Here is a 24,025-nt window from a genome sequence, read left to right on the forward strand (position 1 = left end):
CGCGGTTCGGTTATCGTCCTGTCATGGACCCGGTGCGTGCCGTCCTCATCGACATCGACGGCGTCCTGACCGTCTCCTGGCAGCCGCTGCCGGGGGCGGTGGAGGCGCTGCGGGAGATCCGCGCCGCGGGGCTGCCCTTCGCGCTGGTGACCAACACGACGTCCCGGACCCGCGCGTCGATCGCCGAGACGCTCGCGGACGCGGGGTTCCCGGTGACCGCCGAGGACATCCTCACCGCGCCCGCCGTGACGGCCGCGTATCTCGCCGAGCGGTTCCCGGGCGCCCGCTGCCATCTGCTCAACAGCGGGGACATCACGGCGGATCTGGAGGGCGTGAGCCTGGTCGGCGAGGCGGGCGGTCCCGGGGACGTGGACGTCGTGCTCGTCGGCGGCGCCGGTCCCGAGTTCGGGTACGAGGCGCTCGACCGGGCCTTCGGGTATCTGCAGCGCGGGGCACGGCTCGTGGCCATGCACCGCAATCTGTACTGGCGTACCGCCGAAGGGCTCCGGCTGGACTCGGGAGCGTTCCTGGCCGGGCTGGAGCAGGCCGCCCGTACCGAGGCGGAGGTGACCGGGAAGCCGTCGCCGGCGTTCTTCACGGCGGCGCTGCGGCGGCTCGGCGCCGGGCCGGGCGAGGCGGTCATGGTGGGGGACGACATCGAGTCGGACGTCCTCGCCGCGCAGCGGGCCGGTCTCACGGGCGTGCTGGTGCGGACCGGGAAGTACCTGCCCGAGACGCATCGGTCGGCGAGCGGTGAACCCGATCATGTCGTCGACTCGTTCGCGGACCTGCCGGCGCTGCTGGGGCTGCGCGGGGCGCGAGGCGGGGCGGGGTCCGGCTCCGGCTCCGGCTCCGGCGAGCCGGGGGCGTAGGCGGGCGGGGCCTGCCGTCCCGTACGAGCCTCAGCGCAGCAGGAGTTGCAGGGCGCCCAGGACCGTCGCGGCGATCACCAGCTGTTCGAAGAGGCGCTGGTTGATCCGGCCGACGGCCCACTTGCCGAGCAGCGCGCCGGGTACGACGAACGGCACCAGGGCCGCGTCGAGGAGCAGCGAGGAGCCGTCGATCAGGCCGAGGCCCGCGCTGAAGGGCACCTTGGAGACGTTCACGATCAGGAAGAAGAACGCGGACGTGCCCAGGAAGCCCAGTTTGCGGAAGCCCGCCGACAGCAGGTACATCGCCATCACCGGTCCGCCCGCGTTGGCGACCATGGTCGTGAAGCCGCCGAGCACGCCGTACGCGCGGGCCTTGATCCGGCCCGCGCGGGTGACCGAGTCCGGCTCCGCCGCCCGGTCCGCCGTACGCCGTCGCCACACGGTCAGCGCGGCCATGAGCAGCAGGGTCGCCCCGATCGAGGTGCGCATGATCTCGTCGTCGGCCCACATCAGGAACACCGTGCCGACGACGACTCCGGCCGCGACCGCGGGGAACAGCCGCCAGAGGGTGGGCCAGTGGGCGTGGCGGCGGTAGGTGAGGACGGCGAGCAGGTCCCCGGCGATGAGCAGCGGCAGGAGTACGCCGGTGGAGGCGCGGGCGGGCAGCACCGCCGCGAAGACGGCGAGGCTGATCGTGTTGGCGCCGCTCACCGCGGTCTTGGAGAAGCCGACGAGCAGCGCCGCGAGGGCGAGTGCGGCGAACTCCCAGCCGGTGAGGTGCCAGAGGGTCATCGTGTCCATGCGGGCACCGATGCTATGCGCACGCATCCGACCCGGTAAGCGCTGTCTCGCCTGATGACACCGGGCGCCCGCAGCCGGGCCGCACGCCCGCGCGCACGGCGCCCCGCCCGCGCCCGCTCCCCGCGTCCGCCGCTGACCGTGCTGCTGCCCGCAGTCCCCCGCCGCTAGGCGTACCGCGTCCGCAGCTCCCGCTTCAGGACCTTCATGCTCGGCCCCAGCGGCAGTACGTCCGTGAACTCCACGCGCCGCGGGTACTTGTGGCGGCCCAGGCGCTCCTTCGACCAGGCGGTGATGGCCTCCGCGTCGGGCGCGGCGCCCTGCGCGGGGACGACCACGGCGCAGATCTCCTCGCCGTGCAGCTCGTCGGGCAGGCCGATGACCGCGACCTGGGCGATGCCCGGGTGGCGCATCAGGACCTCCTCGACCTCGCGCGGGTAGACGTTGTAGCCGCCGCGGATGATGACGTCCTTCTTGCGGTCGACGATGCGCAGGAAGCCGTCCGCGTCCCTGGTGCCGAGGTCGCCGGTGCGGAACCAGCCGTCGACCATGACCTCGGCGGTGGCCTCGGGGCGGCCGAGATAGCCGGAGAAGACGTTGTGGCCGCGGATGACCACCTCGCCCAGCTCGTCCGCGGGCAACAGCTCGATCCGGTCCTCGACGTCGGCGCGCGCGATCTCCACGTCGACGCCCCACAGCGGGTGTCCGATGGTGCCCGCGCGGGTGCCGAACACCGGCTGGTTCACGGTCGCCGTCGGCGAGGTCTCCGACAGGCCGTAGCCCTCGTACACCGGCACGCCGAAGGCCTCCTCGAACCGTTCCAGGACCGCCACCGGCAGCGAGGCGCCGCCCGAGATGCACACCCTCAGCTCTGGCAGGGCCGCCGCCTCGGCCGCCGCGGCGACGAGGGCGACGTACATGGTGGGCACCCCGTGGAAGGTGTCGACCTTCTCCCGCACCATCAGCTCGATCGCGCCCGCCGCGTCGAAGCGCGGCATCAGGACGAGCGTGGCCCCGGCCCGCCAGGTGGAGTTGAGGGAGACCGTCTGGCCGAAGGCGTGGAACAGCGGCAGCGCGCCGAGCGCGATGTCGTCGGGGCGGATGTCGTTGGCGTCGAAGGCGTTGACGGTCGCGTTCATCACCAGGTTGAGGTGGCTGAGCACGGCACCCTTGGGGACACCGGTGGTGCCGCTGGTGTAGAAGACGACGGCCGGGTCGTCGGCGTCGCGGGTGACGTACGACGGCAGCGGCTCGGCGTCCGCGGCGAGTTTGTCGAACTCCTCGCCGAGCACCACGACCCGCACCCCGGCGGCCCGTGCCGCGGCGCCGCCCGTCTCGGCCTGCGCCGGATGGCACAGCAGCAGGGTGGCGCCGCTGTCCCTCAGCACGTGCTCGACCTCGCGGGGCGACAGCAGCAGATGGACGGGGACGACGACGCCGCCGGCCGCGGCGATGGCGTAGTACGCCGTCGGGAACTCGGCCACGTTGGGCGCCATCAGGGCGACCCGGTCCCCGGGCCGTACGCCGAGTCCGGCGAGGGCACCGGCCCGGGCGAGGGCCCGCTGCCAGACCTCGGCGAAGGTGAGGCGCAGATCGCCTTCGACGAGGGCGGTCTTGGCAGGCCGGCGGCGCGCGTTCTCGGCGAGGATGCTCGCGAGGGACAGGGTTGCCATGGAGAGGGTTGCTCCGTTTCGTTGCGGCTCTGGTTCCGGATGCCCGGCTCGGGCGCCCCCGTGGTGTCCGCCCGGGCTGCGGCTCGGTGCCCGTCGGAGTGCGGTCAGTGCCGTTCGACCAGCACCGCGCTCCCCTGCCCCACGCCCACGCACATGGTCGCCAGCCCGCGCGTGGCCCCGGTGCGGCGCATGCGGTGGAGCAGGGTGGTCAGGATGCGGGCGCCGGAGCAGCCGAGCGGGTGGCCGAGGGCGATGGCGCCGCCGGTGGGGTTGACCAGCTCGGGGTCGATGCCGAGCTGGTCGACGCAGGCGAGGGCCTGCGCGGCGAACGCCTCGTTGAACTCGGCCTCCTGGACGTCGCCGATGTCCCAGCCGGCCCGGGCGAGGACCTTGCGGGTGGCGGGGACCGGGCCGATCCCCATGACGTCGGGGTGGACCCCCGCCGAGCCTCCGGCGACGTAGCGGCCGAGGGATTCCAGGCCCAGTTCGTTCAGGGCCTCCTCGCTGACCAGCAGCAGTCCGGCGGCGCCGTCGTTCATCGGCGAGGCGTTCCCGGCGGTGACCGTGCCGCCGTCGCGGAAGACCGGCTTGAGGCGGGACAGCTTCTCGAGGGAGGTGTCCTCGCGGACGCACTCGTCGCTGTCGACGACGACGCCGTCGGGGCGGGTGACGGGCAGGAGTTCGTCGTCGAAGTGGCCGTTCTTGCGGGCGAGGGCGGCCCGCTGGTGGCTGCGCAGGGCGAACTCGTCCTGGCGTTCGCGGTCGATGCCGTACCGCGCGGCGACCTCCTCGGCGGTCTCGCCCATGGACAGCAGTCCGTGCAGGTCCCGCATCGCCGGGTTGACCAGGCGCCAGCCGAGCCGGGTGTCGGCGGTCTCGATGCGGTGGGGCAGCGCCTCGTCGGGGCGGGGCAGGACGAAGGGGGCGCGGCTCATGGACTCGGAGCCGCCCGCGAGCACGATGTCGGCCTCGCCCGCGGCGATGGTGCGGGCGGCGGTGGTGACGGCCTCCAGGCCGGAGGCGCACAGCCGGTTGACCGTGGCGCCGGGCACCGAGTCGGGCAGCCCGGCGAGGAGGGCGGCCATGCGGGCGACGTTGCGGTTGTCCTCGCCGGCCTGGTTGGCGGCGCCCCAGTAGACGTCGTCGATGCGGGCCGGGTCCAGCGCGGGCACGCCGGCGATCAGGCCGCGGATCACGGTGGCGGCGAGGTCGTCGGGCCGTACCGAGGACAGGGCTCCGCGCAGCTTGCCGATGGGGGTGCGGCGGGCGGCCGCGAAGTGGACGGGACGCACGAGTGGACTCCTGACCGTCATCGCTCAGCAGAACAGGGGCAGCACCGGGGGCGATGTGGAGCGCCCAATTAATTAGCACTGCTAGTTTTGGACTATAGACCTCCGCACCGCTCCCTGGGAAGATCCCCCGGAACCTTCCACGCCCACCCACCCCCGACGCGTCCGGAGGAGCCATGACCGACACCCGCGAGCACGTCCTCACCGGGACCCGGGGCGCGCTCGCCGTCCGCGAGTGGCCCCACCCCCGCCCCCGGTACACCGCCCTCGTCGTGCACGGCTACGGCGAGCACATCGGCCGGTACGCCGAGCTGGCCGGCGTGCTGACCGCGCACGGCGCCGCCGTGTTCGGGCCCGACCACATCGGCCACGGCCGGTCGGCGGGCGAGCGGGTGGTGATCGAGGACTTCGAGGACGTGGTCGGCGATGTGCACACCGTGGCGCGGCTGGCCCGGTCCGCGCATCCGGACGTACCGATGGTGATGATCGGCCACTCCATGGGCGGGCTCATAGCCGCCCGGTACGCCCAGCGGTACGGCGCCGGCCTCGCCGCTCTCGTGCTGTCCGGGCCGGTGATCGGCACCTGGGAGACCCCCGCGCGGCTGCTCGCCCACGAGGCGGCGCACGGCGAGATCCCGGACATCCCGATCAGCCCCGCCGCGCTCTCCCGGGACCCGGCGGTCGCGGCGGCGTACGCGGCGGACCCGCTGGTGTGGCACGGGCCGATGAAACGGCCGACGCTGCGGGCGTTCGTCCGGACCCTGGAGGATGTCGCCGAGGGCGGTGACGTGAGCCCGCTGCCGCTGCTGTGGCTGCACGGCGGCGACGACCGGCTGGTGCCGCTCGTGGGCAGCCGGACGGGTGTGGAGCGGCTGAGCGGCGGGGCGACGACCGAGCGGATCTTCCCGGGCGCGCGGCACGAGGTGTTCCACGAGACGAACCGCGCGGAGGCGTTCGCGGAGGTGAAAGCGTTCGTCGACCGGGTCCTCGGAGGCTGACCGAAAAGGGCCGTCACGCCCCGGAACCCCCTCTCACCGCCTGAGACACCTCGCGTTTGCAGCGGTACGCGTGGGGCACCCGCGCCCGCATGGAGTGGTTGCGACGAGCGGCCCGCGCCGGCGAGGCCCCGGAGACGCTGCGTTCCGTGGGCACCCCGGCTCCGGCGCCGCGCGAGACCGCGACCGCCCCACGCGTCCGCGCCCGCCGCGCGGTCGGCGCGGAGTGTCCGCGCCACGCGGCGGACCGGTCCCGGACGCGTGGGCGGCACCCGCGGCAGTGAGCGTGCCGCGCCGCTCCGTACGTTCCGCACACCCTCGGACGAGGTGAGAAGGAGAAGCGCCCCATGACCGTCGTGAAGAGCACACTGCCCGAGGACGCCCGCCGGGTCGCCTGTGACGCGCTCCAGGAGACCTTGGTGGACCTGCTCGGGCTGTCACTGATCGGGAAGCAGGCGCACTGGAACATCGTGGGTCCCCGCTTCCGCTCGATCCACCTCCAGCTCGACGAGGTCGTCGCGACCGCCCGCGCCCACTCGGACACGGTCGCGGAGCGGTGCGCCGCGCTGGGCGTGCCGCCGGACGGCCGGCCGGAGACCATCGCCGCCCGGTTCACGCTGCCCAGCCCGAAGGAAGGCTGGGTGCGCGACGGCGAGGTGGTCCAGGTGCTGGTGGAGACGCTGGAGGCGGCGATCGGACGCCTGCGGGAGCGCATCGAGGCGACCGACCGCCCGGATCCGGTCACCCAGGATCTGCTGATCGCCATCACGGCCGATCTGGAGAAGCAGCGCTGGATGTTCGACGCCGAGAACTTCCCGCGCGAGGACTGACCCCCGCGTACGCACCACATGGAAAGGGGCAGGCCATGGCGGATTCCCCCGAACTGGGCGCGCTGTGGGAGGACTTCCACCGCGTCGTGAACATGACCTCCCAGGAGCTGGACTCCTGGCTGCGGACCCGTGACGCCGGCGAGCTGACCGAGCCGCTGCCGGACCAGGCGGGTCCCCCGCTCGGGCAGCAGGTGCTCGCCATCCTGCGCAAGCGGCGCACCGATCTCACCGACGAGGACGTCCGGGTGATGTCCAAGGTCGTGGAGATGGTGTCCGGGCAGACGGACATGGCGAACGAACCGGAGCCCGAGCGGACCAGCCGCCGCCACGCGCTGATGTCGATCGGGCACGACCCCCTCAAGCCGTGACCGACCAGCGGCGCGTGGTGCGCGAACTGACGCGCGCGCACGGCCGGACGTACGCCGAGGAGGCGGGCATCCGGCTGCGGAACACGCCCCAGCCGCTGTACCGGCTGCTCGTCCTGTCCGTGCTGCTCAGCGCCCGGATCCGGGCCTCGGTCGCGGTGGCGGCGGCCCGCGCCCTGCACGAGGCGGGGATGCGCGATCCGCGCCGGATGACCGAGGCCGGATGGCAGCGCCGGGTGGACGCCCTCGGCCAGGGCGGCTACCGGCGCTACGACGAGCGCACCGCGACGATGCTCGGCGACGGCGCGCGGCTGCTGACCGAGCGCTGGGGCGGCGACCTGCGCCGGCTGCGCGAGGAGGCGGACGGCGATCTCGGCGCGCTGCGGCGGCTGCTCCAGGAGGTGCCCGGACTGGGCCCGGCCGGCGCGGACATCTTCCTGCGGGAGGTGCAGCGGGTCTGGCCCGAAGTGGCGCCGTACGTCGACGACAAAGCACTGTCCGGGGCACGGCGGCTGGGGCTGCCGGAGGACCGTGACCGGCTGCTGAAGGCGGCCGGTGACACCGAACCGGCCGTCCTGGCCGCCGCGTTGGTGCGGGCAGCGCTGGAGAAGGAGGTGGCCGAAGACACGCTCCGCCGCGCCGCGTGATCATGTCAGACTGCTCGCAGCCCTCGTCAGCCGCGGGGGTTCGCCGAGCGGAGGAGCAGCGCGTGACGGGGACCGAGCCGCCCGTACGGCGGATCGACACGACACGGCCCCATCCGGCCCGGGTGTACGACTGGTACCTCGGCGGCAAGGACAACTACCCGGTCGACGAGGAACTCGGCCGGCAGATCATGGCGATCGACGACGGCGCCCCGCGGGCCGCCCGCGCCAACCGCTGGTTCATGCAGCGGGCCACCCGGCTGCTGGTCCGCCAAGAGTGCATTCGGCAGTTCCTCGACATCGGCTCCGGCATCCCGACCGAACCGAACCTCCACCAGATCGCCCAGTCGGCGGCCCCGGAGTCCCGGGTGGTCTACGTCGACAACGACCCGATCGTCCTCGCGCACGCCGAGGCCCTGCTGCGCGGCACCCCCGAGGGCGCCACGGACTACGTCCAGGCGGACGCGCGCGACCCGCGGCGCATCCTCGAACAGGCCGCCCAGGTCCTGGACTTCGACCGGCCCGTCGCCCTGTCCCTGATCGCGCTGCTGCACTTCGTCGCGGACGAGGACGGCGCCTACGAGCTGGTGGACACCCTCGTCGGGGCGCTGGCGCCGGGCAGTTGCCTGGTGCTGTCGGCGATGACCGCCGACTTCGAGCCGGAGAACGTACGGCGCGGCATCGCGGCGTACACGGCGGGCGGCATGACCCTGGTCGCCCGCTCGCGCGACGAAACAGCCCGCTTCTTCACGGGCCTGGAACTGCTGGCCCCGGGCATCGTGTCGGTCGCCGACTGGCGGCCCGAGCTGGCGGAGGGCGAGTCGGACCTGGGCCGCGGACCGGTGTCGCTGTACGGCGCGGTCGGCCGCAAGGTCTGAGGTCGGCCGCAAGGTTCGATCATCGGCCGCAAGGTCTGACGTCGGCCGCAAGGTTTGATTCCGGCCATCCTGGGCCCGGGTCCCCGGGGTTCGGCCGAGCCGGGCGAGGTGGGTCTGACGGGCACCGGTGCACATCACCCGACGTCGGCCCCGTGCCCGCTACTCACCCGCGGCGAAGTGCCCACGGTGATCAACGGCCCGCGCTGCCGGTACGCTGTGGCAGCCGCGGCGCTCCCCCCACATCACCCGCACCCGCGCGGTGAGTTCGGCCCGCGGCGGTCGACTCACTCAGGACGAGGACGAAGCACAGGTGCTCATAGCGGGCCGGTACCGGCTGCAGGACGCGATCGGACGCGGCGCGATGGGAGAGGTCTGGCGGGCGTACGACGACACGCTCGGCAGACCGGTGGCCGTCAAGCTGCTGCTGCCCCAGGACTCCGACACCACCGCCGCCTCGCGGTTCCGGCTGGAGGCGCAGACCGCCGGCCGGCTCCACCACCCCCATGTGGTCGGTGTCCTGGACTTCGGCACGTACGAGAACAAGCTCTTCCTGGTGATGGAGCTGGTCGAGGGCGACAGCCTCGCCGGGCTGCTCGCCCGTTCCGGCCCGCAGCCCGCCGAACGGGTCGCCCGGATCGCCGCGGAGGCCGCCGCCGGGCTCGCCGCCGCCCACCAGCAGGGCATCGTGCACCGGGACATCAAGCCCGCCAACCTGCTGCTGGACGCCGACGGCACCCTGAAGATCGGTGACTTCGGCATCGCCCGCTTCATGGACGACCCGGCCGCCGCGCTCACCGCGACCGGTCAGATCGTCGGCACCAGCCTGTACATCGCGCCGGAGCGCGCGCTGGGCAAGCCCGCGGGACCGCCCAGCGACGTCTACTCGCTGGGCTGTGTGCTGTACCAACTCCTCACCGGCACCCCGCCGTTCCAGGCCGACAGCGCCATCGCCATCCTCCATCAGCACCTCGACGCCACGCCCACGCCGCCCCGGCAGCTCGGGGCCCAGCTGCCGCCCGCCTTCGAGAGCTATCTGCTCGGCCTGCTGGCCAAGCAGCCCGAACACCGGCCCACCGCCGAGCAGGTCGCGGAGTGGTTCGCCTCGGGCGCCTGGCAGGGCCGCCCCGAGCCGCTGCCCGCGGCCGGACCCGGACTGCCCCCGGCGGGACCGGCGCTGCCCACGCCGGAGCAGCGCCCCGAGGCACAGCCGGGCACGCGCCGGCAGTCGGCCACGCGCCACCAGCCGCCCGCGCAGCCCCGGCCGCGCCCGCTCGGTGAGACCGGTCCCGCGACGACGTACATGCTGCCGTCCACCTCCGGCCCGGGCTCCCGCCGCCGCCCGGCCTCCGGGAACCGGCGGAAGGTCGCGGCGGGTGCCGCCGGCGTGGGCCTGTTCCTGGCCGCGATGGTCACCGGGATGCTGCTGTTCTCGCCCGATGACAGCGACACCGAGAGTTCCCGCACGGACCCGTCCACGTCCGCCGACCCCGCGGCGACCGCCCCGGACGCGACGCAGGGGCAGGGTCAGGCTCCGGCCGGGGATCCGCAGGAGCAGGTCCCGGGCTCCCAGGGCCAGGTCCCGGCCGCGGGCGACCCGGGCCAGGGCCAGGTCCCGGCCGCCGGGACACCGGCCGCGGGCGGCGAGGCCGCGGCGACCCCGGCCACCGCCCAGACGCCCACCGCCGCCGCTCCGACGCCCACCGTATCGGCGCCGCCGCCCGAGGCGGGCGGCCCGGCACCCGCCGAGGACGACGGCGACGAGGGCGGGGACGACTAGCGGCGTGGGCGGGGACGACTGACGGCGGGACGACGCGGACTGACCGGTCAGCGGGGCTTTCCGTCCTCGGAGAGGTCCCGGAGCAGGTCGGCCGAGGGCACGAAGAACAGCGTGCCGGTGACCGCGCGGGAGAAGTCCAGCAGGGGGTCGGGGCCACCGGCGGGCGTGCCGACGAACATGCGGCGCAGCATGGTCTCGGTGAGCTGCGGGTCGCGGGCGTAGGCGATGAAGTACGTGCCGAACTCGCCCCGCCCCGGGCGGCCGAACGGCATGGCGGCGCGCAGGATGCGCTGCTCGGTGCCGTCCGGGCCGAGCACGGTGTTGACCTCCTTGTGGGAACCGGGCGCGTCCAGTTCGAGGCCGGTCGCCTTGGCCCGGCCCATCACCCGCTCCTGCTCCTCCGTCGTCAGCGCCTCCCAGGCCGCCATGTCGTGCAGGTACTTCTGCACGATCGCGTAGGAGCCGCCCCGGAACTCGGGCTCCTCGTCGCCGATCAGCGCGGCCTCGGCCGCGTCCGCGCCGACCGGGTTCTCGGTGCCGTCGACGAAGCCGAGCAGGTTGCGGGCGTCGTAGTGGGCGAACGCCTGCACCTCGTCCTGGACGGTGACCGCGCCGCACAGCCCCTTCATGATCTCGGCGGTCAGCGCGAAACACAGGTCGGGGCGCGCGGCGCGGATGTGGAAGAGCAGGTCGCCGGGGGTGGAGACGGCGTGGTGGCGGGGTCCGGCCAGCGCGCGGAACGGGTGCAGGCCGGCGGGGCGCGGCGTGCCGTAGAGCCGGTCCCAGGCCTGGGCGCCGATGCCCGCGGCACAGGACAGGCCCGCGTCGGGGTGCGGGAAGGCGAGTGCCCGCTCCCACCCGGGGAGCGCGGCCAGCACCTCGCGGGCGGCGCTCTCCCCGCCGGGGTCGACGGTGACGACCAGGAAGAACGCGGCGCGGGCGGGCGGGCCGAGCACGGGCTGCGGCCGGCCGCGGGGCGTTGGAACCGACGGAACCGAGGACGACATGGCTCCCCCTCTTCGACGTGACGCCACGGCCACGGTGGCCGGTCGGCACCCGTCACCATGCCCGGCCCGCCCCGGGGGGTGACACGGCGCACGACGCGGGCACGGGGGGCACGGTGCGGCGCCGGCCGGGGGCACGGTTTCAGCCGGGGTGGCCGGACCTCGCCCGACGCGGCGGCCCGGGCGAGCCCACGGCACCGGCCTGCCCCGACGCGGCGGTCCGGGCGCCACCTACGACACCGGCCTCACCCGACACGGCGGCCCGGACGCCAGCCACGGCACACCGCCCTCACCCGACACGGCGGCCCGACATCCCCCACGACACCGGCCTCACCCGACACGGCAGCCCGGACACCCCCCCCACGACACCGGCCTCACCCGACACGGCAGCCCGGACACCCCCCACGACACCGACCTCACCCGACACGGCAGCCCGGACACCCCCCACGACACCGACCTCACCGACACGGCGGTCCGGACACCCCCCACGACACCGACCTCACCGACACGGCGGTCCGGCGCCGCCAGTCTCACCCGACGCGGCCGTCCGGCCCCGGCAGGCCGAGCATCCGCCGGACGGTGCGCAGGACGCCGTCCTCGTTGTTGGAGGGGGCGAGGTGGCGGGCCCGGCGGATGACCTCGGGGTGGGCGTTGGCCATGGCGAAGGACCACTCGGCGGCGTCCATCATCTCCAGGTCGTTGAGGTAGTCCCCGAAGACCATGGTCTGGGCTGGCGTGATGCCCAGTTCCCGCTGGAGGGCGCGGACGGCGGCGCCCTTGTCGGCGGTGCGGTTCATGACGTCGACCCAGTGCTCGCCGGAGACCACGACCTGGTGGGTCTCGGCGAACGGGGCGAGGGCGGGCGCGGTGGTGCGTTCGGCGGGGCCGAAGTCGTAGAGGGCCACCTTCAGGATGTCGTCGTCGACGGCGGTGACGTCCTCGACGGTCCGGTTCTCGACGTAGTACCGGCGCACCTCGGCGAGGAAGGGCTCGTCGGTGCGCTCGACGTAGGCGGACCGCTTGCCGCAGACGACGGCCCCGACGTCCACGCCGTCGGCGGACAGCCGCCGCACCGCCGCGACGATCCGGGCGACGACGTCCGGCGCCAGCGGGTCGGAGCTGAGCTCAACCCCGTCGCGCACCACATACGTGCCGTTCTCGGCGATGAACACCATGCCCTGCGCGGCCCGGGCGAACTCCCGCGCCAGGGTGGCGTACTGCCGGCCGCTGGCCGGGCTGAACAGCACCCCGCGCTCGCGCAGCTGCTCCAGCGTCTCCCACAGCCCGGCCGGGGGCCGCTTGTCGTCGTCCAGGAGGGTGCCGTCCATGTCGGTGACCACGAGCCGGATGTCGGCGGGGGCGAGCGGGGTGTCGGCGGGGGTGGGGAGGGGGGAATGGGAGTACGGCATGTCCTGCTTCCTGCGACGGCAGCCCTTTGTCGTTCCGTGGACGACTGTCAACCCTACCCGGGCAACTTCACCCGTCCGGGCGCACGCGTCGCCCCTCCGGACGCCCACCCGGCCTCCTGGCCTCTCCCCCGGACGCCCCCTCGGCCTCCCGAACGACGCCCCCTCGGCCTCCCGGACGACGCTCCCCCGGTTTCCCGGACGCGCTGATCATGAACGCGGCACAATGGCGGAAGACCGCGGCATGGGCGAGGAGAGGACACGACGTGAGCGAGACCCCCACCCCGGCGGAGGGAGCGGCACGCCTGAACACGGGTGTGGCGCACAACGCCCGGGTCTGGAACTACTGGATCGGCGGCAAGGACAACTACGAGGTCGACCACCAGGTCGGCGATCACGTGGCCGGGATGTTCCCCGTGATCCGGGACATCGCCCGCGCCGACCGGGAGTTCCTGGGCCGGGCCGTGCGGTTCCTGGCCGCGGAGCGCGGGGTGCGGCAGTTCCTGGACATCGGCACCGGACTGCCCACCGCGGACAACACCCACGAGATCGCCCAGCGGATCGCCCCCGACTCGCGGATCGTGTACGTCGACAACGACCCGATCGTGCTGATCCACGCCCGCACCCTGCTGACCGGTACCCCGGACGGCGCCACCGACTACATCGACGCCGACGTGCACGACCCGGACGCCATCCTGGAGCGCGCCGCCCGCACCCTGGACCTGAGCCTGCCGGTCGCGGTGATGATGCTGGGCATCCTGAACTTCGTCCTCGACACCGACACGGCGCGGGACATCGTGCGCCGGATCATGGCGGCGGTGCCGTCCGGCAGCTTCCTGGTGCTGACCCACCCCACCTTCGAGCCCGACCTGGGCGGCGAGGGCCAGATCCCGGCCATGAAGTTCTGGAACGAGAACGCCACCCCGCCGATCACCGCCCGCGGTCGCACCGACATCGCCTCCTTCTTCGAGGGGCTGGAGTTCCTGGAGCCGGGGCTGGTGTCGTGCTCGCAGTGGCGCCCGGAGAACCCGTGGCCCGTGGTGGTCCCGCAGTTCGGCGCCGTGGCCGTCAAACCCTGACCCCGCGCCCAGGGCCCCGGGCCCCGGTGGGCAGGCCCCGCCTCCACCCGGAGGCCGGCCGGGCGCGTGTGCGCCGAAACGGTTTTCCGACGACACACGAAAGTATGATCAAGCAATGTCTGACATGACCGAAACCACGCCCGGCTGGCTGACACCCGACGAGCTCGAACTGGCCCGCGCGCGCATGCCGATCCTGTACGTCGAGGCGGTGCCGGTCCGCGTGGACGACAGCGGCGAGGTCACCAGCATCGGCCTGCTGCTGCGCATCGGTCCGGACGGCACGGTCAGCCGCACCCTGGTCTCCGGCCGGGTGCTGCACCACGAGCGGGTCCGCGACGCCCTGCTGCGCCATCTGGAGAAGGACCTCGGCCCGGTCGCCCTGCCCCGGGTCCCGGCCTCGCTCCAGCCCTTCACGGTCGCCGAGTACTTCCCGACCCAGGGCGTCACCCCGTACCACGACCCGCGCCAGCACGCGGTCTCCCTCGCCTACGTCGTCCCGGTCACCGGCGACTGCCGGCCGCGCCAGGACGCCCTCGACCTCGTCTGGTTCAGCCCCCAGGAGGCCGCCTCGGAGGCGGTGCAGAGCGAGATGCCGGGCGGGCACGGCGTCCTGCTCAAGCAGGCCCTCGCCCACGTGGGCCTGGCGCTTTGAGCACGACGGGCAGCGGCGGCACCCTGCGCTTCGCCCCGCGCCCCTGCACGCTCGTCGTGTGCCGGGGCTGCTGCTGCGGCAACGCGCGCAAGCATCCCGGCACCGACCACGCCTGGCAGCTGGAGCGGCTGCGGGCCGCCGCCGCGGACTCCGGCGGCCGGTTCACCGTCCGTACGACGGACTGCCTCGGCCCCTGCGACCAGGCGAACGTCATCGTCGTCCAGCCCTCCGGCGCGGGGCGGCGGGCCGGGGGCCGCGCGGTCTGGGTGGGGTTCGCCATGGACGACGACTCCACGGAGGAGCTGCTGGCGTGGGCGGCGGCGGGCGGCCCCGGAGTGGCGAAGCCGCCGGCCACGCTGGAGCTGCAGTTCATCCCGGCGCCACGGGAGGGGAAGGTGCGCAGCCGCCGCCGCTGAGGGAATGAACCGCGGACCCCTTTTCGTAATGGGATCCATTTTCATGTAGCGTGCTGCCTGGTTCACCGACCCAGGAAGGACTCCCATGGCCGTTCCCAAGCGGAAGATGTCCCGCAGCAACACCCGCCACCGCCGCGCCCAGTGGAAGGCGAGCACGCCGAACCTGGTCCCCGTCACCGTCGACGGCATCCGCCACCTCGTGCCGCAGCACCTGGTCCGGGCGTACGAGCGCGGGCTGCTGCGCCCCGAGGGCTGACCCCCGATGCCGTACGACCGACTGCCCGTCACCGTCCTGTCCGGGTTCCTCGGGGCGGGCAAGACCACGCTCCTCAACCATGTCCTCGCGAACCGCGAGGGGCTGCGCGTCGCCGTGATCGTCAACGACATGAGCGAGATCAACATCGACGCGGCGCTGGTCCGCGGCGGCGATGCCGCGCTGTCGCGGACCGAGGAGCGGCTGGTCGAGATGACCAACGGCTGCATCTGCTGCACCCTGCGGGACGATCTGCTGGAGGAGGTCGACCGGCTGGCCCGCGAGGGGCGCTTCGACCATCTGCTGATCGAGTCGTCCGGCATCTCCGAACCCATGCCCGTGGCCGCCACGTTCGCCTTCGCCCGCGACGACGGCGCCACCCTCGGCGACCTGGCCCGGCTGGACACCATGGTCACCGTGGTCGACGCGGCCAACTTCCTGTCCGAGCTGGACAGCGGTGACGAACTGGCCGAGCGGGGCCTCGCGCCGTACGAGGACGACGAGCGCACGGTGAGCGATCTGCTCATCGACCAGGTCGAGTTCGCCGACGTGATCGTGCTGAACAAGCTGGACCTGGTGGACGCCGCCACCGCCGACCGCCTGCGCGCGGCCCTCACCCGGCTCAACCCGGCGGCCCGGATCGTCCCGGCCACACACGGGCGGGTGGACCTCCGCCAGGTGCTCGACACGGGCCTGTTCGACCTGGAGCGCGCCCAGCAGGCGCCGGGCTGGGTCCGCGAACTCAACGGCGACCACGTTCCGGAGACCGAGGAGTACGGCATCTCCTCGACCGTGTTCCGCTCCGAACTCCCCTTCCACCCCGGGCGGTTGTGGACGTTCGTCACCGAGCGGATGGACAGCGGCGCCCACGGGCGGATCCTGCGCTCCAAGGGCTTCTTCACCCTGGCCACCCGCCCGCACGTGACCGGCCTGTGGTCGCAGGCGGGGTCCGTCGCCCGCTTCGAACCGTCCGCGGCCCGCGACCACGAGGCGCCCCACGCGCAGGAGCTGGTCTTCATCGGCACCGGGCTCGACGCGGCGTCGCTGCACGCGGACCTGTCCACGTGTCTGCTGCGCGCCGACGAGCCGCTGCCCGCCGAGGACCCGTTCCCCGCCTGGACGGCCCACGGCATCGACGAGGCCTGCGCGCTCGAGCACCCCGAACTCGTCGGGGAACACTGAGAATCCGGACCGGGCGGTGGACGCAGCCACGGCACCGCCCGGTCCGGTCCGTCCGGTCCGCACGGATACGCTCGTGCGTGCCCGTCACAGCACGGCCTGTCCGACGACCCGCTGGGCCGGACCGTCCGCCCGATCGCGGTGAGCGCGCGTAGGGACGGACGAGCGACCGCCTCGGCCGCCTGGCGGGCGGGGACGGAGGTCACGGCCCCCGTCTCGGCCGCCTGGCGGGCGGGGACGGAGGTCACGGCCTCCACGCCACCCTGGCCCGCCCCACCGACCACACCCGCGCCGGGCCGTCAGCCCGGAGGCCGCCGGGCGCACAGCCCGAGGGGAGGGTGCCCGAGGCCCGCGGGCACCCTCCCTTCGTCTCAGGCCGCCGCCGCGAGGAGGTCGATCAGCGTGGCGCGCGCCCGGGCGACCCGTGAGCGCAGAGTGCCGATCGGGCAGCCGCCGATCCGGGCCGCCTCGGCGTACGGCAGTCCGAGCAGCTGGGTGAGGACGAACGCCTCCCGCCGCTCGTCGGGCAGCGCCGCCAGCAGGTCCAGCAGGGCGACCCCGTCGTCGAAGCCCGGCAGCCCGCACGGCTGCGCCCGCTCCACCGCCACCCGCCAGTCCACGGCGTCGCACGGCCGCGGCCGGCTGCCGGCGTGGCGGTAGCTGTCGACTACGGCCCGGCGGGCGATGGCCAGCAGCCAGGAGCGCGCCGAGGACCGCCCCTCGAAGCGGTGCAGACTGCCGAGCGCCCGCAGGAACGTGTCCTGGGCCAGATCGTCGGCCGCCTGGGGGTCGCCGCAGAGGTGGGCGACGTACCGCAGGACGTCACGGTGCAGGGCGCGGACGAACCGGTCGACGGCGTCCGGGTCACCGCCGCGGGCGGCGAGCGCCCACGCGGTTATCGACTCGTCGGCGCGTTCAGGCGCGGGCAGGGCAGTGGGCAGGGCAGAAGTGATCACCTGGTGTCCTTCTCGTCACGTGGGGAAGCGGCCGTACGGCCCTGCGCGGGCGTACGGCCGGGGCCCGGGGCGCACACGGGCGGCCCCGGGAAACCGGCTGTCGTCAGGCGACAGCGGTCCCCACGGGCGGACCCCGGGAGGTGATCGCGTGGACGAGGAGGAGCCGGCGCGGCGACCGGTCCGAGCGGCGCCGGCGCAGGCGCGGGCGGGGCGGAGGCGCGACGACGAGCAGCCGGAGCGGCAGTCGCAGCGGCGCCGCGAGCCAGCCGGCGACGGCGCGCAGGATACGGAAGGCGGCGCGCTCGCCGTGGGCGAGCCACAGGCCGCACAGCAGCGCGGCGAGGAGGTGGGCGGCGAGCATGCCGGACGAGGCTCCGGCGGGGGCCGGGTCGGCCACCATCGAGCGCCCCATGTCCCCCATATCCGCCATATGCACGATGTGGCCCGATGTAGGGGTCATATGGGCCATGTGGGCGGTGTGGCCGGTGTCCGGGGTTCCCGACTGGGCGTACGAGAACGCCGAGTGCAGCGCGGTCTGGGCCGTGACCACGACGGCCGTGATCAACGGCAGTCCTCGCTCCCGCCCGGCCAGCCCCCAGCCGACGGCGCCGGTGACCGCGAGCCCGCCGGCCAGCGTCCAGCCGGGCACGTGCCGGCCGGACATCAGGACGTGTCCCAGGGCGGCGAGCAGCACGCAGACGGCCGCGAACACCGCGGCCCGCACCGTGCGCGCACCCCACCCTGCCGTCATGACGGCCCCATCCTCCCATCCGGGGCTCGATCCCCACTCGTGCGTACGGAAATCGGCGGCCCGGGACTCGACGGCCGGGCTCACCGCCGGGACTCCGCGGCCGAGGAGTCAGAGACAGGCGACAGAGGCTGGGGCAGAGGCTGCGGGCTCAGAGGCGGACGAGCATCTTGCCGGTGTTGGCTCCGCTCCGCGCGCCCAGGAACGCCTCGGGGGCGTGCTCGATGCCCGTCACCACCGTCTCCCGGGTGCGCAGCGTGCCGTCGGCGAGCCAGCGGGCCGCCCGGGCGGCGTAGTCCGGGAGCCGGTCCAGATGGTCGACGACCAGCAGGCCGCGCAGGGTGAACTGCTTGAGCACCGCCTCGTAGAGATTGGCGGGGACGGGCTTCCGGCTCGATCCGGACAGCGCCGCGGCCGTCGCCGCGACCTGCCGCCGGCTGGACGGGCTGCCGCCGGCCCTGGAGCTGGCCACGGCCGGGGTCCGCGCCCTCGGTGTGGCTGGTGGTGCTCACGGACGACCCCGGCGGTCCCGCTACCACCTGCCGGAGACGATCAGGGCGTACGTCCTGCGGGAACACGCCGACCACCCCGGACGCCCTCAGGGGGGCCTGGAACACGCGTAAGGGCCTCCGCGGGCTCTCACCCGCGAAGACCCTTCGCACCGTCGGGACGACAGGATTTGAACCTGCGACCCCTTGACCCCCAGTCAAGTGCGCTACCAAGCTGCGCCACGTCCCGGTGCCGTCTGACCTGGGGTTTCCCCTGGCCGAACGCGCAGAGAAACAATACCGCACTCGGGTCCGTGGTCGCGCACCCCTTTTCGCCGGAGGGCTACTCGGGGCGGACCAGGGCCGCCGTGCCGGGCGCGGGCGCGCGCGGTCCCGGCGGGGTGTCGACGCGGACCAGACCGCGGATCGCAGGGACGGCGAGCAGCGTGCCGACGACGACGAAGCTGGTCACCCCGGAGACCAGCAGCACCTGCTCGGCGCCGAGGACGGCGGCGGCCGGGCCGGCCAGGGCCTGGCCGACCGGCATCATCGCGAGCGAGCCGGCCACGTCGTAGGCGTGGATGCGGTTGAGGACGTCCGGCGAGACCTGGGTCTGCACGCTGGTCGCCCACATCACGCCCCAGAACGACAGCCCGGCCCCCGCGACGGCCGCCCCGGCCGCCATGGCGGGCACGGACAGCCCGAGGCCGACGGAGAGCGGGAACGCGGCGAAGCCGATCAGGGCGAGGGCGCCGGCGCGCAGCATCCGGCGGGGGCGCAGCCGCAGGGCGACCAGCCCGCCGACGACGGTGCCGGCGCCGAGGGCGGAGTTGACCAGGCCGTAGGCGCGCGGGCCGTGCTCGCGCACCACCTCGGCGGCCACCAGCGGGCCGGTCGGCCCCCATACGGCGATCATGTAGAGGCACCAGACGGCGATCACGCCCCACAGCCAGGTCCGCGAGCGGAACTCGTGCCAGCCCTCGATGAGGTCGGCGCGGAAGCCGGCCGCGGCGTGGCCGGTGGGGCGGCTGTCCGGTGCGAGTGGGGGCAGGCGCAGCAGTACGAGGCACCCGGCGCTGATCGCGTAGGTGGCGGCGTGGGCGGCGAACACCCCGCCGGGGGTGGCGAAGCCGACGAGGAGCCCGGCGACGGCGGGCCCGGCCAGCTGGGCGACGGACTCGGCGACGCGGATCGCGCCGTTGGCGCCCTGGACGTCGGTGGCGAGGCGGGGCACCATGCTGGCGACGCCGGGCTGGAAGAGGGCGCCCGCGGCGCCGTTGACCAGGCCGATCGCGCAGATCTCCCAGAGCACCACGTGGTCCGCGAAGAACAGCGCGGCGGCCAGGGCCTGGGTGCCGAGCCGGACGATGTCGGCCCAGATCATCAGGGTGCGGGTGGCGAACCGGTCGGCGATCACCCCGGCGAAGACGACGAGTCCGGCGAAGGTGGCGGCGGTCGCGGCCATCGCGAGGCCGACCGCTCCCGCCCCGTACCCGTGCTGGAGCAGGCCTGCGGCGAGGGCCACCGGCAGCATGGTGTCCCCGAGCCGGGCGACGGCGCGGGCGAGGAAGAACAGTCCGAAGTCCCGTGACCACAGCGGCCGGTCCGGTTCGCGTTCCCGCGCGGCGCCGCGCCCGCCGTCCTTGCCCGCGCCTCCCTTGCCGGCGCTTCCCTCGGCCGTGCCTCCTCTGCCCGCGGCTTCCGTGCCCGCGGCTTCCGAGCCCGCGCCTTCCTCGGCCGTGCTCTCCCCACCCGACGGCGTCCCGGACGTCACTGGCGGTTCTCCTTCCCGGCCCCCACTCAAGCCGGGGATCATGCCATGGCGCCCGCTCCCGCCCAAGGCATTTTCAGTCCCCCGCCGGGACCCCCAACTCCGGGTAGGCGTCGAGGAGTCGGGAGGGTGCGGCCTGCCGCCAGGAGTCGGCGAGGATGTCCCGCAGCTCCGCCTCGTCCTCCAGCGCGGCGAGCCGCACCCGCACCCAGGCGAACTGCGCCTCGTGGTCGGCGATCCAGAACTTGTCCGGCTCGGAGAGCACCAGTTCGTCGCGCTCCTCCTTGGGGCAGCGCACCGCCATGGAGGTCTCGTCCTCGGGCAGCGTGGCGAACATCTTGCCCGCCACCCGGAACGTGGGCATGCTCCAGGCGATCTTCTCCGTCGTGTCCGGCAGGGACAGGGCGACACGGCGTACGTCTTCGGCTTCCTGCATGGGACGCACCGTAGCGCCCCCCACTGACAGTCAACGGGCGCCGAGGTGCTTGTAGTAGATCGTCGTGCCGCGCAGCACTCCGGCCGGGTCGGCCGCGTAGTCGGGGATCACGCCGACCCTGGTCCAGCCCGCGGACCGGTACAGGTGTTCCGCCGGGCTTCCGGTCTCGGTGTCCAGGTGCAGCAGCGTGATGCCCGCCGCCGCGGCGGCCTGCTCCGCGGTGGCGAGCAGGGCGCGCCCGAGGCCGCGGCCACGGGCCTCCCGGTGGACCATCAGCTTGACGACCTCGGCGCGGTGCCGGCTGTTGGGCTTGTCCGGGAAGGCGAGGCTCACCGTGCCGAGGATCCGGTCGCCGTCGCCCGCGGCCCACACCGCCGCCTGCCCCGACGCCACGGCCACGGCACGCTCGTGCCACCAGGCGAGTGCCTCGCCGGCGTCCATCGGCGCGAGGAACCCGACCGACGCGCCGCCGGCCACGGTGTCGGCCAGCAGTGCCGCCAAGCCCTCGGCGTGAGCGCGCACCTCCGCGCCGCCCAGACGGGTCACCTTCACGGCAGGACCACCGCCAGGACATAGCGGGCGGGCCGCGTCCCGGGGCACCGGAAGCGGGTGGTCCCCCACACCCGCAGCCGCAGGCAGTCGCCGGTCCCGAGGGCGTGGGTCAGGTCCTGCACGGTCACCTCCAACTCCCCTTCCAGCACCCAGATGTGCTGCTCCAGACCCGGGACGGGCGGCCGGTCGTAGGCCAGGTCGGCGCCGGGGGCGAGTCGGCCCTCGACGAGTTCGCCGCGCAGCCCGGCGTGCGGCGGCGACACCGAGCGCCGTACGAACCCGGCGGCGCTGTCCTCCCAGAGCTGCTGGTCGGCGGCGCGCACCACCGGGGTGGGCTCCGCCTCCACCTCGCTGAGCAGCTGGGACATGGTCCGCCCGTAGACCGCGCACAGGCGGTTCAGCATGGCGGCGGTGGGGCTGATCTCGGCGCGCTCGGCCCGCGAGAGCGTCGAGCGGCTGACCCCGCTGCGCTCGGCCAGCTCTCCCAGGGACCAGCCCCGCTCCGCCCGCAACTCCGCCAGCCGGTCCCCCAGTCGGCGGTCCACCTCTGCTTCTCTCATATCCTGGACGCTATCCCGCATATGAGACAGGCAGGTTACGGCTTCCTCACTCGCGTCCGCCGAACGCCGCGAGGGTCCGCTCCAGCGCCGGGAGCGCCCGCACCACGCGCTTCGACCGGATGAGCAGGTCCCAGGCGGGTTCGAACTTCTTCCAGCCGCCCGCGTACGCCAGGTGCCGCAGCCGCTCGTGCGGGCCCGGCTGGGCCGCCGAGCCCCGCCAGATGCTGGACCAGCGGTAGAAGTCGCGGTAGGCCCGCCAGTAGCCGTCCTCCAGCTGGCGTGGTGTCATGCGCCTGGGCCGGTAGACGACGTGGCGGGTGTCGTAGAGGTCCCAGTCGCGGTGCATGATGCGGCCTTCCGACTCCAGTTGCTTCCACAGGCCGGTCGACGGATACGGCGTCATGATGTGGAAGGTCGCCGTCTCGATGCCCTGCCGCACCGCCCACTCCACGGTGCGGTCGAAGACGTCCGGCCCGTCCTGGTCCAGGCCGAAGACGAAGCTGGCGTTGACCATGACCCCGGCGTCGTGCAGGCGCCGCACGGCCGCGTCGTAGTCGGTGCCGATGTTCTGGTTCTTGCGCCGCTCGGCGAGGTTGGCGTCGTTGACGGTCTCGAAGCCGACGAACAGGCTGCGCAGTCCGGCCTCCACCGCCCTCTCCAGCAGGTCCGGCTTGAGCACCGAGCCGACCGTGCCGGCCGCCTGCCACAGCCGGCCCATCCCTTTCATGCCGTCGAACAGGGCCTCGGCGAACCGCCGGTTGCCGAGCAGATGGTCGTCGAGGAAGTACAGGTGGCGGCCGGGCAGCCGGTCGATCTCGGCCAGGGCGTCGTCGACGGCCTGGGTGTAGAAGGACTTGCCGCCCTCGAAGAAGGCGTCCTTGTAGCAGAAGTCGCAGTGGTGCGGGCAGCCGCGGGAGACCACGATCGAGTTGGGGACGAGGTACAGGTGCCGCTTGATCAGGTCCCGGCGCACCGGAGGCAGCCCGGCGAGGGTGCGCCGCGTGGAGTCGTAGCGGCGGGCCGGGACGCCGTCGCGGAAGTCCTTCAGGAACAGCGGCCAGGTGTCCTCGCCGGGGCCGGTGAAGATGGTGTCGGCGTGCGCCGCGGCCTCCTCGGGCAGCGAGGTCACGTGCAGTCCGCCCATGGCCACGTGCACACCCCGGGCGCGGAAGTGGTCGGCTATCTCGTAGGACCGCCGGGCGGAGGTGATGTACGGCTGGACGACCAGCAGGTCGGGGGTCGGCAGGGATTCCAGGTCGAGGCGTTCCACGTGTTCGTCGTGGAGGGTGACCTCGTCGTCGGGGTCGAGGTACCCGGCGAGGGTGGCCAGGCCCAGGGGCGGGAACAGCGAGTACTTGATGGGCCGGAACAGCGGGCTCGTCGCCTCGGTGAGGGCCGGGAGGATCATCGTCACGCGCATGCCGACCGAGACTGCGTTCGACGGGTGGCCGGTTCCCTAGCCTTCCGCGGCCTCGCGCAGCGCGTCCAGCACGGGGCGGATCAGTGGGTGCTCCTCCGCGCCCCGGCGTACGGCGGCGAAGACCCGGCGGGTGGGCGCCACACCGTCGACGGGGCGCACGACCACGCCGGTCAGGTCCATGCCGCGCAGTGCCGAGCGCGGGACGAGGGCCACGCCCGCGTCGGCCGAGGCGAGCGCCACCACGGCGCGGAAGTCGTCGGAGGAGTGCTCCAGGCGTGGCTGGAAACCGGCGCTCTCGCAGGCCAGGACGACCACGTCGTGGCAGGGGTTGCCGGGGTACGGGCCGATCCAGGGGTCCTTGGCCAGCTCTGCGAGCGGCACCTCGGTGACGTCCGCCAGCCGGTGCGTCAGGGGCACGACCGCGTCGAAGGGCTCCGCGTACAGCGGTACGTGGGTCAGCCGGGGGTCGTCGGCGGGCGGCGCCCCGCGGTACTCGACCGCCACCGCCACGTCGACCTGCCGGTCCAGCACCATGGGCAGGCTGGCGTCGCCCTCGGCGTCCTGGACGCGGATGCGGATGCCGGGCGAGGTGTCGGCGAGGCGGGCCACGGCGGGCGCGACGACCTGCGCGATGCCGGTCGCGAAGGCGGCCACGGTGACCGTGCCCGCGGCGCCCGAACCGTACGCGGCCAGCTCGGCCTCGGCCCGCTCCAGCTGGGCGAGGACGATGTTGGTGTGGCTGAGCAGGATCTCGCCGGCCGGGGTGAGCCGTACGCCCTTCGCGCTCCGCTCCACCAGCCGGTGGCCGGTCTCCTGCTCCAGCGCCGTCAGCTGCTGGGAGACCGCCGACGGGGTGAGATACAGCGCGGCGGCAGCCGCCGTCACCGTGCGGTGGTCGGCCACCGCACGGAGGATGTGCAGCCGCCGCGCTTCGATCACGGCACCGATTCTCTCAGGTCAGGAGACCGGGCCCGGACCTGGTCC

At 74.0% G+C, this 24,025-nt stretch carries 26 protein-coding genes and 1 tRNA gene; 12 read left to right on the forward strand and 15 right to left on the reverse strand.

The annotated features are described in order from the left end of the window. The first annotated feature begins 23 nt into the window (after positions 1-23). Positions 24-872 carry an HAD-IIA family hydrolase gene (locus ACIG0D_RS05215; RefSeq protein WP_399796382.1) on the forward strand — a complete coding sequence of 283 codons (849 nt, stop codon included), beginning with the start codon at positions 24-26 and terminating at the stop codon, positions 870-872. A gap of 30 nt (positions 873-902) precedes the next feature. Here the strand turns inward: ACIG0D_RS05215 and ACIG0D_RS05220 are convergent, their stop codons facing one another. The 3 genes from ACIG0D_RS05220 to ACIG0D_RS05230 form a co-directional block, all read right to left on the reverse strand. Next, positions 903-1,673 (reverse strand): sulfite exporter TauE/SafE family protein, encoded by a 771-nt coding sequence (locus ACIG0D_RS05220; RefSeq protein WP_399796383.1) that lies wholly within the window; start codon positions 1,671-1,673, stop codon positions 903-905. A 164-nt stretch (positions 1,674-1,837) separates the two neighbouring features. Continuing rightward, entirely contained in the window at positions 1,838-3,343 is a 1,506-nt protein-coding gene (locus ACIG0D_RS05225) for a long-chain fatty acid--CoA ligase (RefSeq protein WP_399796384.1), read from the reverse strand. Positions 3,344-3,447: 104 nt separating this feature from the next. Beyond that, positions 3,448-4,635: a thiolase family protein gene (locus ACIG0D_RS05230; RefSeq protein ID WP_399796385.1), complete on the reverse strand. Its 1,188-nt coding sequence runs from the start codon at positions 4,633-4,635 to the stop codon at positions 3,448-3,450. 173 nt (positions 4,636-4,808) lie between these two features. Between ACIG0D_RS05230 and ACIG0D_RS05235 the strand changes: the two genes are divergently transcribed. The 6 genes from ACIG0D_RS05235 to ACIG0D_RS05260 all read left to right on the forward strand — a co-directional run bounded on the left by ACIG0D_RS05235 (position 4,809) and on the right by ACIG0D_RS05260 (position 10,121). Further along, positions 4,809-5,630, forward strand: a complete 822-nt coding sequence (locus tag ACIG0D_RS05235; protein WP_399796386.1) for a lysophospholipase — start codon at positions 4,809-4,811, stop codon at positions 5,628-5,630. Between the two features lie 344 nt (positions 5,631-5,974). Then, positions 5,975-6,457 (forward strand): Dps family protein, encoded by a 483-nt coding sequence (locus ACIG0D_RS05240; RefSeq protein WP_399796387.1) that lies wholly within the window; start codon positions 5,975-5,977, stop codon positions 6,455-6,457. 35 nt (positions 6,458-6,492) lie between these two features. Then, positions 6,493-6,825: a DUF3140 domain-containing protein gene (locus ACIG0D_RS05245; protein WP_399796388.1), complete on the forward strand. Its 333-nt coding sequence runs from the start codon at positions 6,493-6,495 to the stop codon at positions 6,823-6,825. Further along, positions 6,822-7,469, forward strand: coding sequence for an endonuclease (locus ACIG0D_RS05250; protein ID WP_399796389.1), 648 nt, complete (start codon positions 6,822-6,824; stop codon positions 7,467-7,469). Before ACIG0D_RS05245 ends, ACIG0D_RS05250 begins: the two co-directional genes overlap by 4 nt. Positions 7,470-7,531: 62 nt before the next feature. Next, entirely contained in the window at positions 7,532-8,344 is an 813-nt protein-coding gene (locus tag ACIG0D_RS05255; RefSeq protein ID WP_399796390.1) for an SAM-dependent methyltransferase, read from the forward strand. 310 nt (positions 8,345-8,654) lie between these two features. After that, the gene (locus ACIG0D_RS05260; protein ID WP_399796391.1) at positions 8,655-10,121 is read left to right on the forward strand and encodes a serine/threonine-protein kinase; all 1,467 of its coding nucleotides are present in this window, start codon (positions 8,655-8,657) and stop codon (positions 10,119-10,121) included. 47 nt (positions 10,122-10,168) lie between these two features. Here the strand turns inward: ACIG0D_RS05260 and ACIG0D_RS05265 are convergent, their stop codons facing one another. Then, positions 10,169-11,128, reverse strand: a complete 960-nt coding sequence (locus tag ACIG0D_RS05265) for a Dyp-type peroxidase (RefSeq protein WP_399796392.1) — start codon at positions 11,126-11,128, stop codon at positions 10,169-10,171. A 527-nt stretch (positions 11,129-11,655) separates the two neighbouring features. After that, positions 11,656-12,534, reverse strand: a complete 879-nt coding sequence (locus ACIG0D_RS05270; RefSeq protein ID WP_399796393.1) for a Cof-type HAD-IIB family hydrolase — start codon at positions 12,532-12,534, stop codon at positions 11,656-11,658. A 263-nt stretch (positions 12,535-12,797) separates the two neighbouring features. On the opposite strand from ACIG0D_RS05270, the gene ACIG0D_RS05275 reads away from it, so the two are divergent. From ACIG0D_RS05275 to ACIG0D_RS05295, 5 genes are all read left to right on the forward strand, one after another. After that, positions 12,798-13,610 carry an SAM-dependent methyltransferase gene (locus tag ACIG0D_RS05275; protein ID WP_399796394.1) on the forward strand — a complete coding sequence of 271 codons (813 nt, stop codon included), beginning with the start codon at positions 12,798-12,800 and terminating at the stop codon, positions 13,608-13,610. A 124-nt stretch (positions 13,611-13,734) separates the two neighbouring features. Then, a complete protein-coding gene (locus ACIG0D_RS05280; RefSeq protein WP_166005456.1) occupies positions 13,735-14,262 on the forward strand; it encodes an NUDIX hydrolase family protein in 528 nt (175 codons plus the stop codon). Then, positions 14,259-14,678, forward strand: coding sequence for a (2Fe-2S) ferredoxin domain-containing protein (locus tag ACIG0D_RS05285; protein WP_399796395.1), 420 nt, complete (start codon positions 14,259-14,261; stop codon positions 14,676-14,678). Before ACIG0D_RS05280 ends, ACIG0D_RS05285 begins: the two co-directional genes overlap by 4 nt. 85 nt (positions 14,679-14,763) lie before the next feature. Then, entirely contained in the window at positions 14,764-14,934 is a 171-nt protein-coding gene (gene rpmF, locus ACIG0D_RS05290; RefSeq protein ID WP_399796396.1) for a 50S ribosomal protein L32, read from the forward strand. Positions 14,935-14,940: 6 nt separating this feature from the next. Beyond that, complete coding sequence (locus tag ACIG0D_RS05295; protein WP_399796397.1) at positions 14,941-16,113, forward strand: GTP-binding protein; 1,173 nt, start codon at positions 14,941-14,943, stop codon at positions 16,111-16,113. Between the two features lie 368 nt (positions 16,114-16,481). Here the strand turns inward: ACIG0D_RS05295 and ACIG0D_RS05300 are convergent, their stop codons facing one another. The 10 genes from ACIG0D_RS05300 to ACIG0D_RS05345 form a co-directional block, all read right to left on the reverse strand. Beyond that, positions 16,482-17,066 (reverse strand): sigma factor, encoded by a 585-nt coding sequence (locus tag ACIG0D_RS05300; RefSeq protein WP_399796398.1) that lies wholly within the window; start codon positions 17,064-17,066, stop codon positions 16,482-16,484. A 103-nt stretch (positions 17,067-17,169) separates the two neighbouring features. Further along, positions 17,170-17,817 carry a hypothetical protein gene (locus ACIG0D_RS05305; RefSeq protein ID WP_399796399.1) on the reverse strand — a complete coding sequence of 216 codons (648 nt, stop codon included), beginning with the start codon at positions 17,815-17,817 and terminating at the stop codon, positions 17,170-17,172. Positions 17,818-17,965: 148 nt separating this feature from the next. Then, on the reverse strand, positions 17,966-18,286 hold the full coding sequence (locus tag ACIG0D_RS05310; protein WP_399796400.1) for a hypothetical protein: 321 nt from the start codon (positions 18,284-18,286) through the stop codon (positions 17,966-17,968). Positions 18,287-18,478: 192 nt separating this feature from the next. Further along, positions 18,479-18,552 (reverse strand) — tRNA-Pro (locus tag ACIG0D_RS05315). A 93-nt stretch (positions 18,553-18,645) separates the two neighbouring features. Beyond that, positions 18,646-19,899, reverse strand: a complete 1,254-nt coding sequence (locus ACIG0D_RS05320; protein WP_399797051.1) for an MFS transporter — start codon at positions 19,897-19,899, stop codon at positions 18,646-18,648. 250 nt (positions 19,900-20,149) lie between these two features. After that, positions 20,150-20,509, reverse strand: coding sequence for an MmcQ/YjbR family DNA-binding protein (locus ACIG0D_RS05325; protein WP_399796401.1), 360 nt, complete (start codon positions 20,507-20,509; stop codon positions 20,150-20,152). A gap of 30 nt (positions 20,510-20,539) precedes the next feature. After that, positions 20,540-21,061 (reverse strand): GNAT family N-acetyltransferase, encoded by a 522-nt coding sequence (locus tag ACIG0D_RS05330; RefSeq protein WP_399796402.1) that lies wholly within the window; start codon positions 21,059-21,061, stop codon positions 20,540-20,542. After that, positions 21,058-21,621, reverse strand: a complete 564-nt coding sequence (locus ACIG0D_RS05335; protein WP_399796403.1) for a helix-turn-helix domain-containing protein — start codon at positions 21,619-21,621, stop codon at positions 21,058-21,060. The genes ACIG0D_RS05330 and ACIG0D_RS05335 overlap by 4 nt, the downstream gene beginning before the upstream one ends. 46 nt (positions 21,622-21,667) lie before the next feature. Next, positions 21,668-23,041, reverse strand: a complete 1,374-nt coding sequence (locus ACIG0D_RS05340) for a B12-binding domain-containing radical SAM protein (protein ID WP_399796404.1) — start codon at positions 23,039-23,041, stop codon at positions 21,668-21,670. 36 nt (positions 23,042-23,077) lie between these two features. After that, positions 23,078-23,980 carry a LysR family transcriptional regulator gene (locus ACIG0D_RS05345; RefSeq protein WP_399796405.1) on the reverse strand — a complete coding sequence of 301 codons (903 nt, stop codon included), beginning with the start codon at positions 23,978-23,980 and terminating at the stop codon, positions 23,078-23,080. Positions 23,981-24,025 lie beyond the last annotated feature (45 nt).

Origin of the sequence: Streptomyces sp. NPDC052773, assembly GCF_044547145.1 — a bacterium.
Lineage (GTDB): Bacteria > Actinomycetota > Actinomycetes > Streptomycetales > Streptomycetaceae > Streptomyces.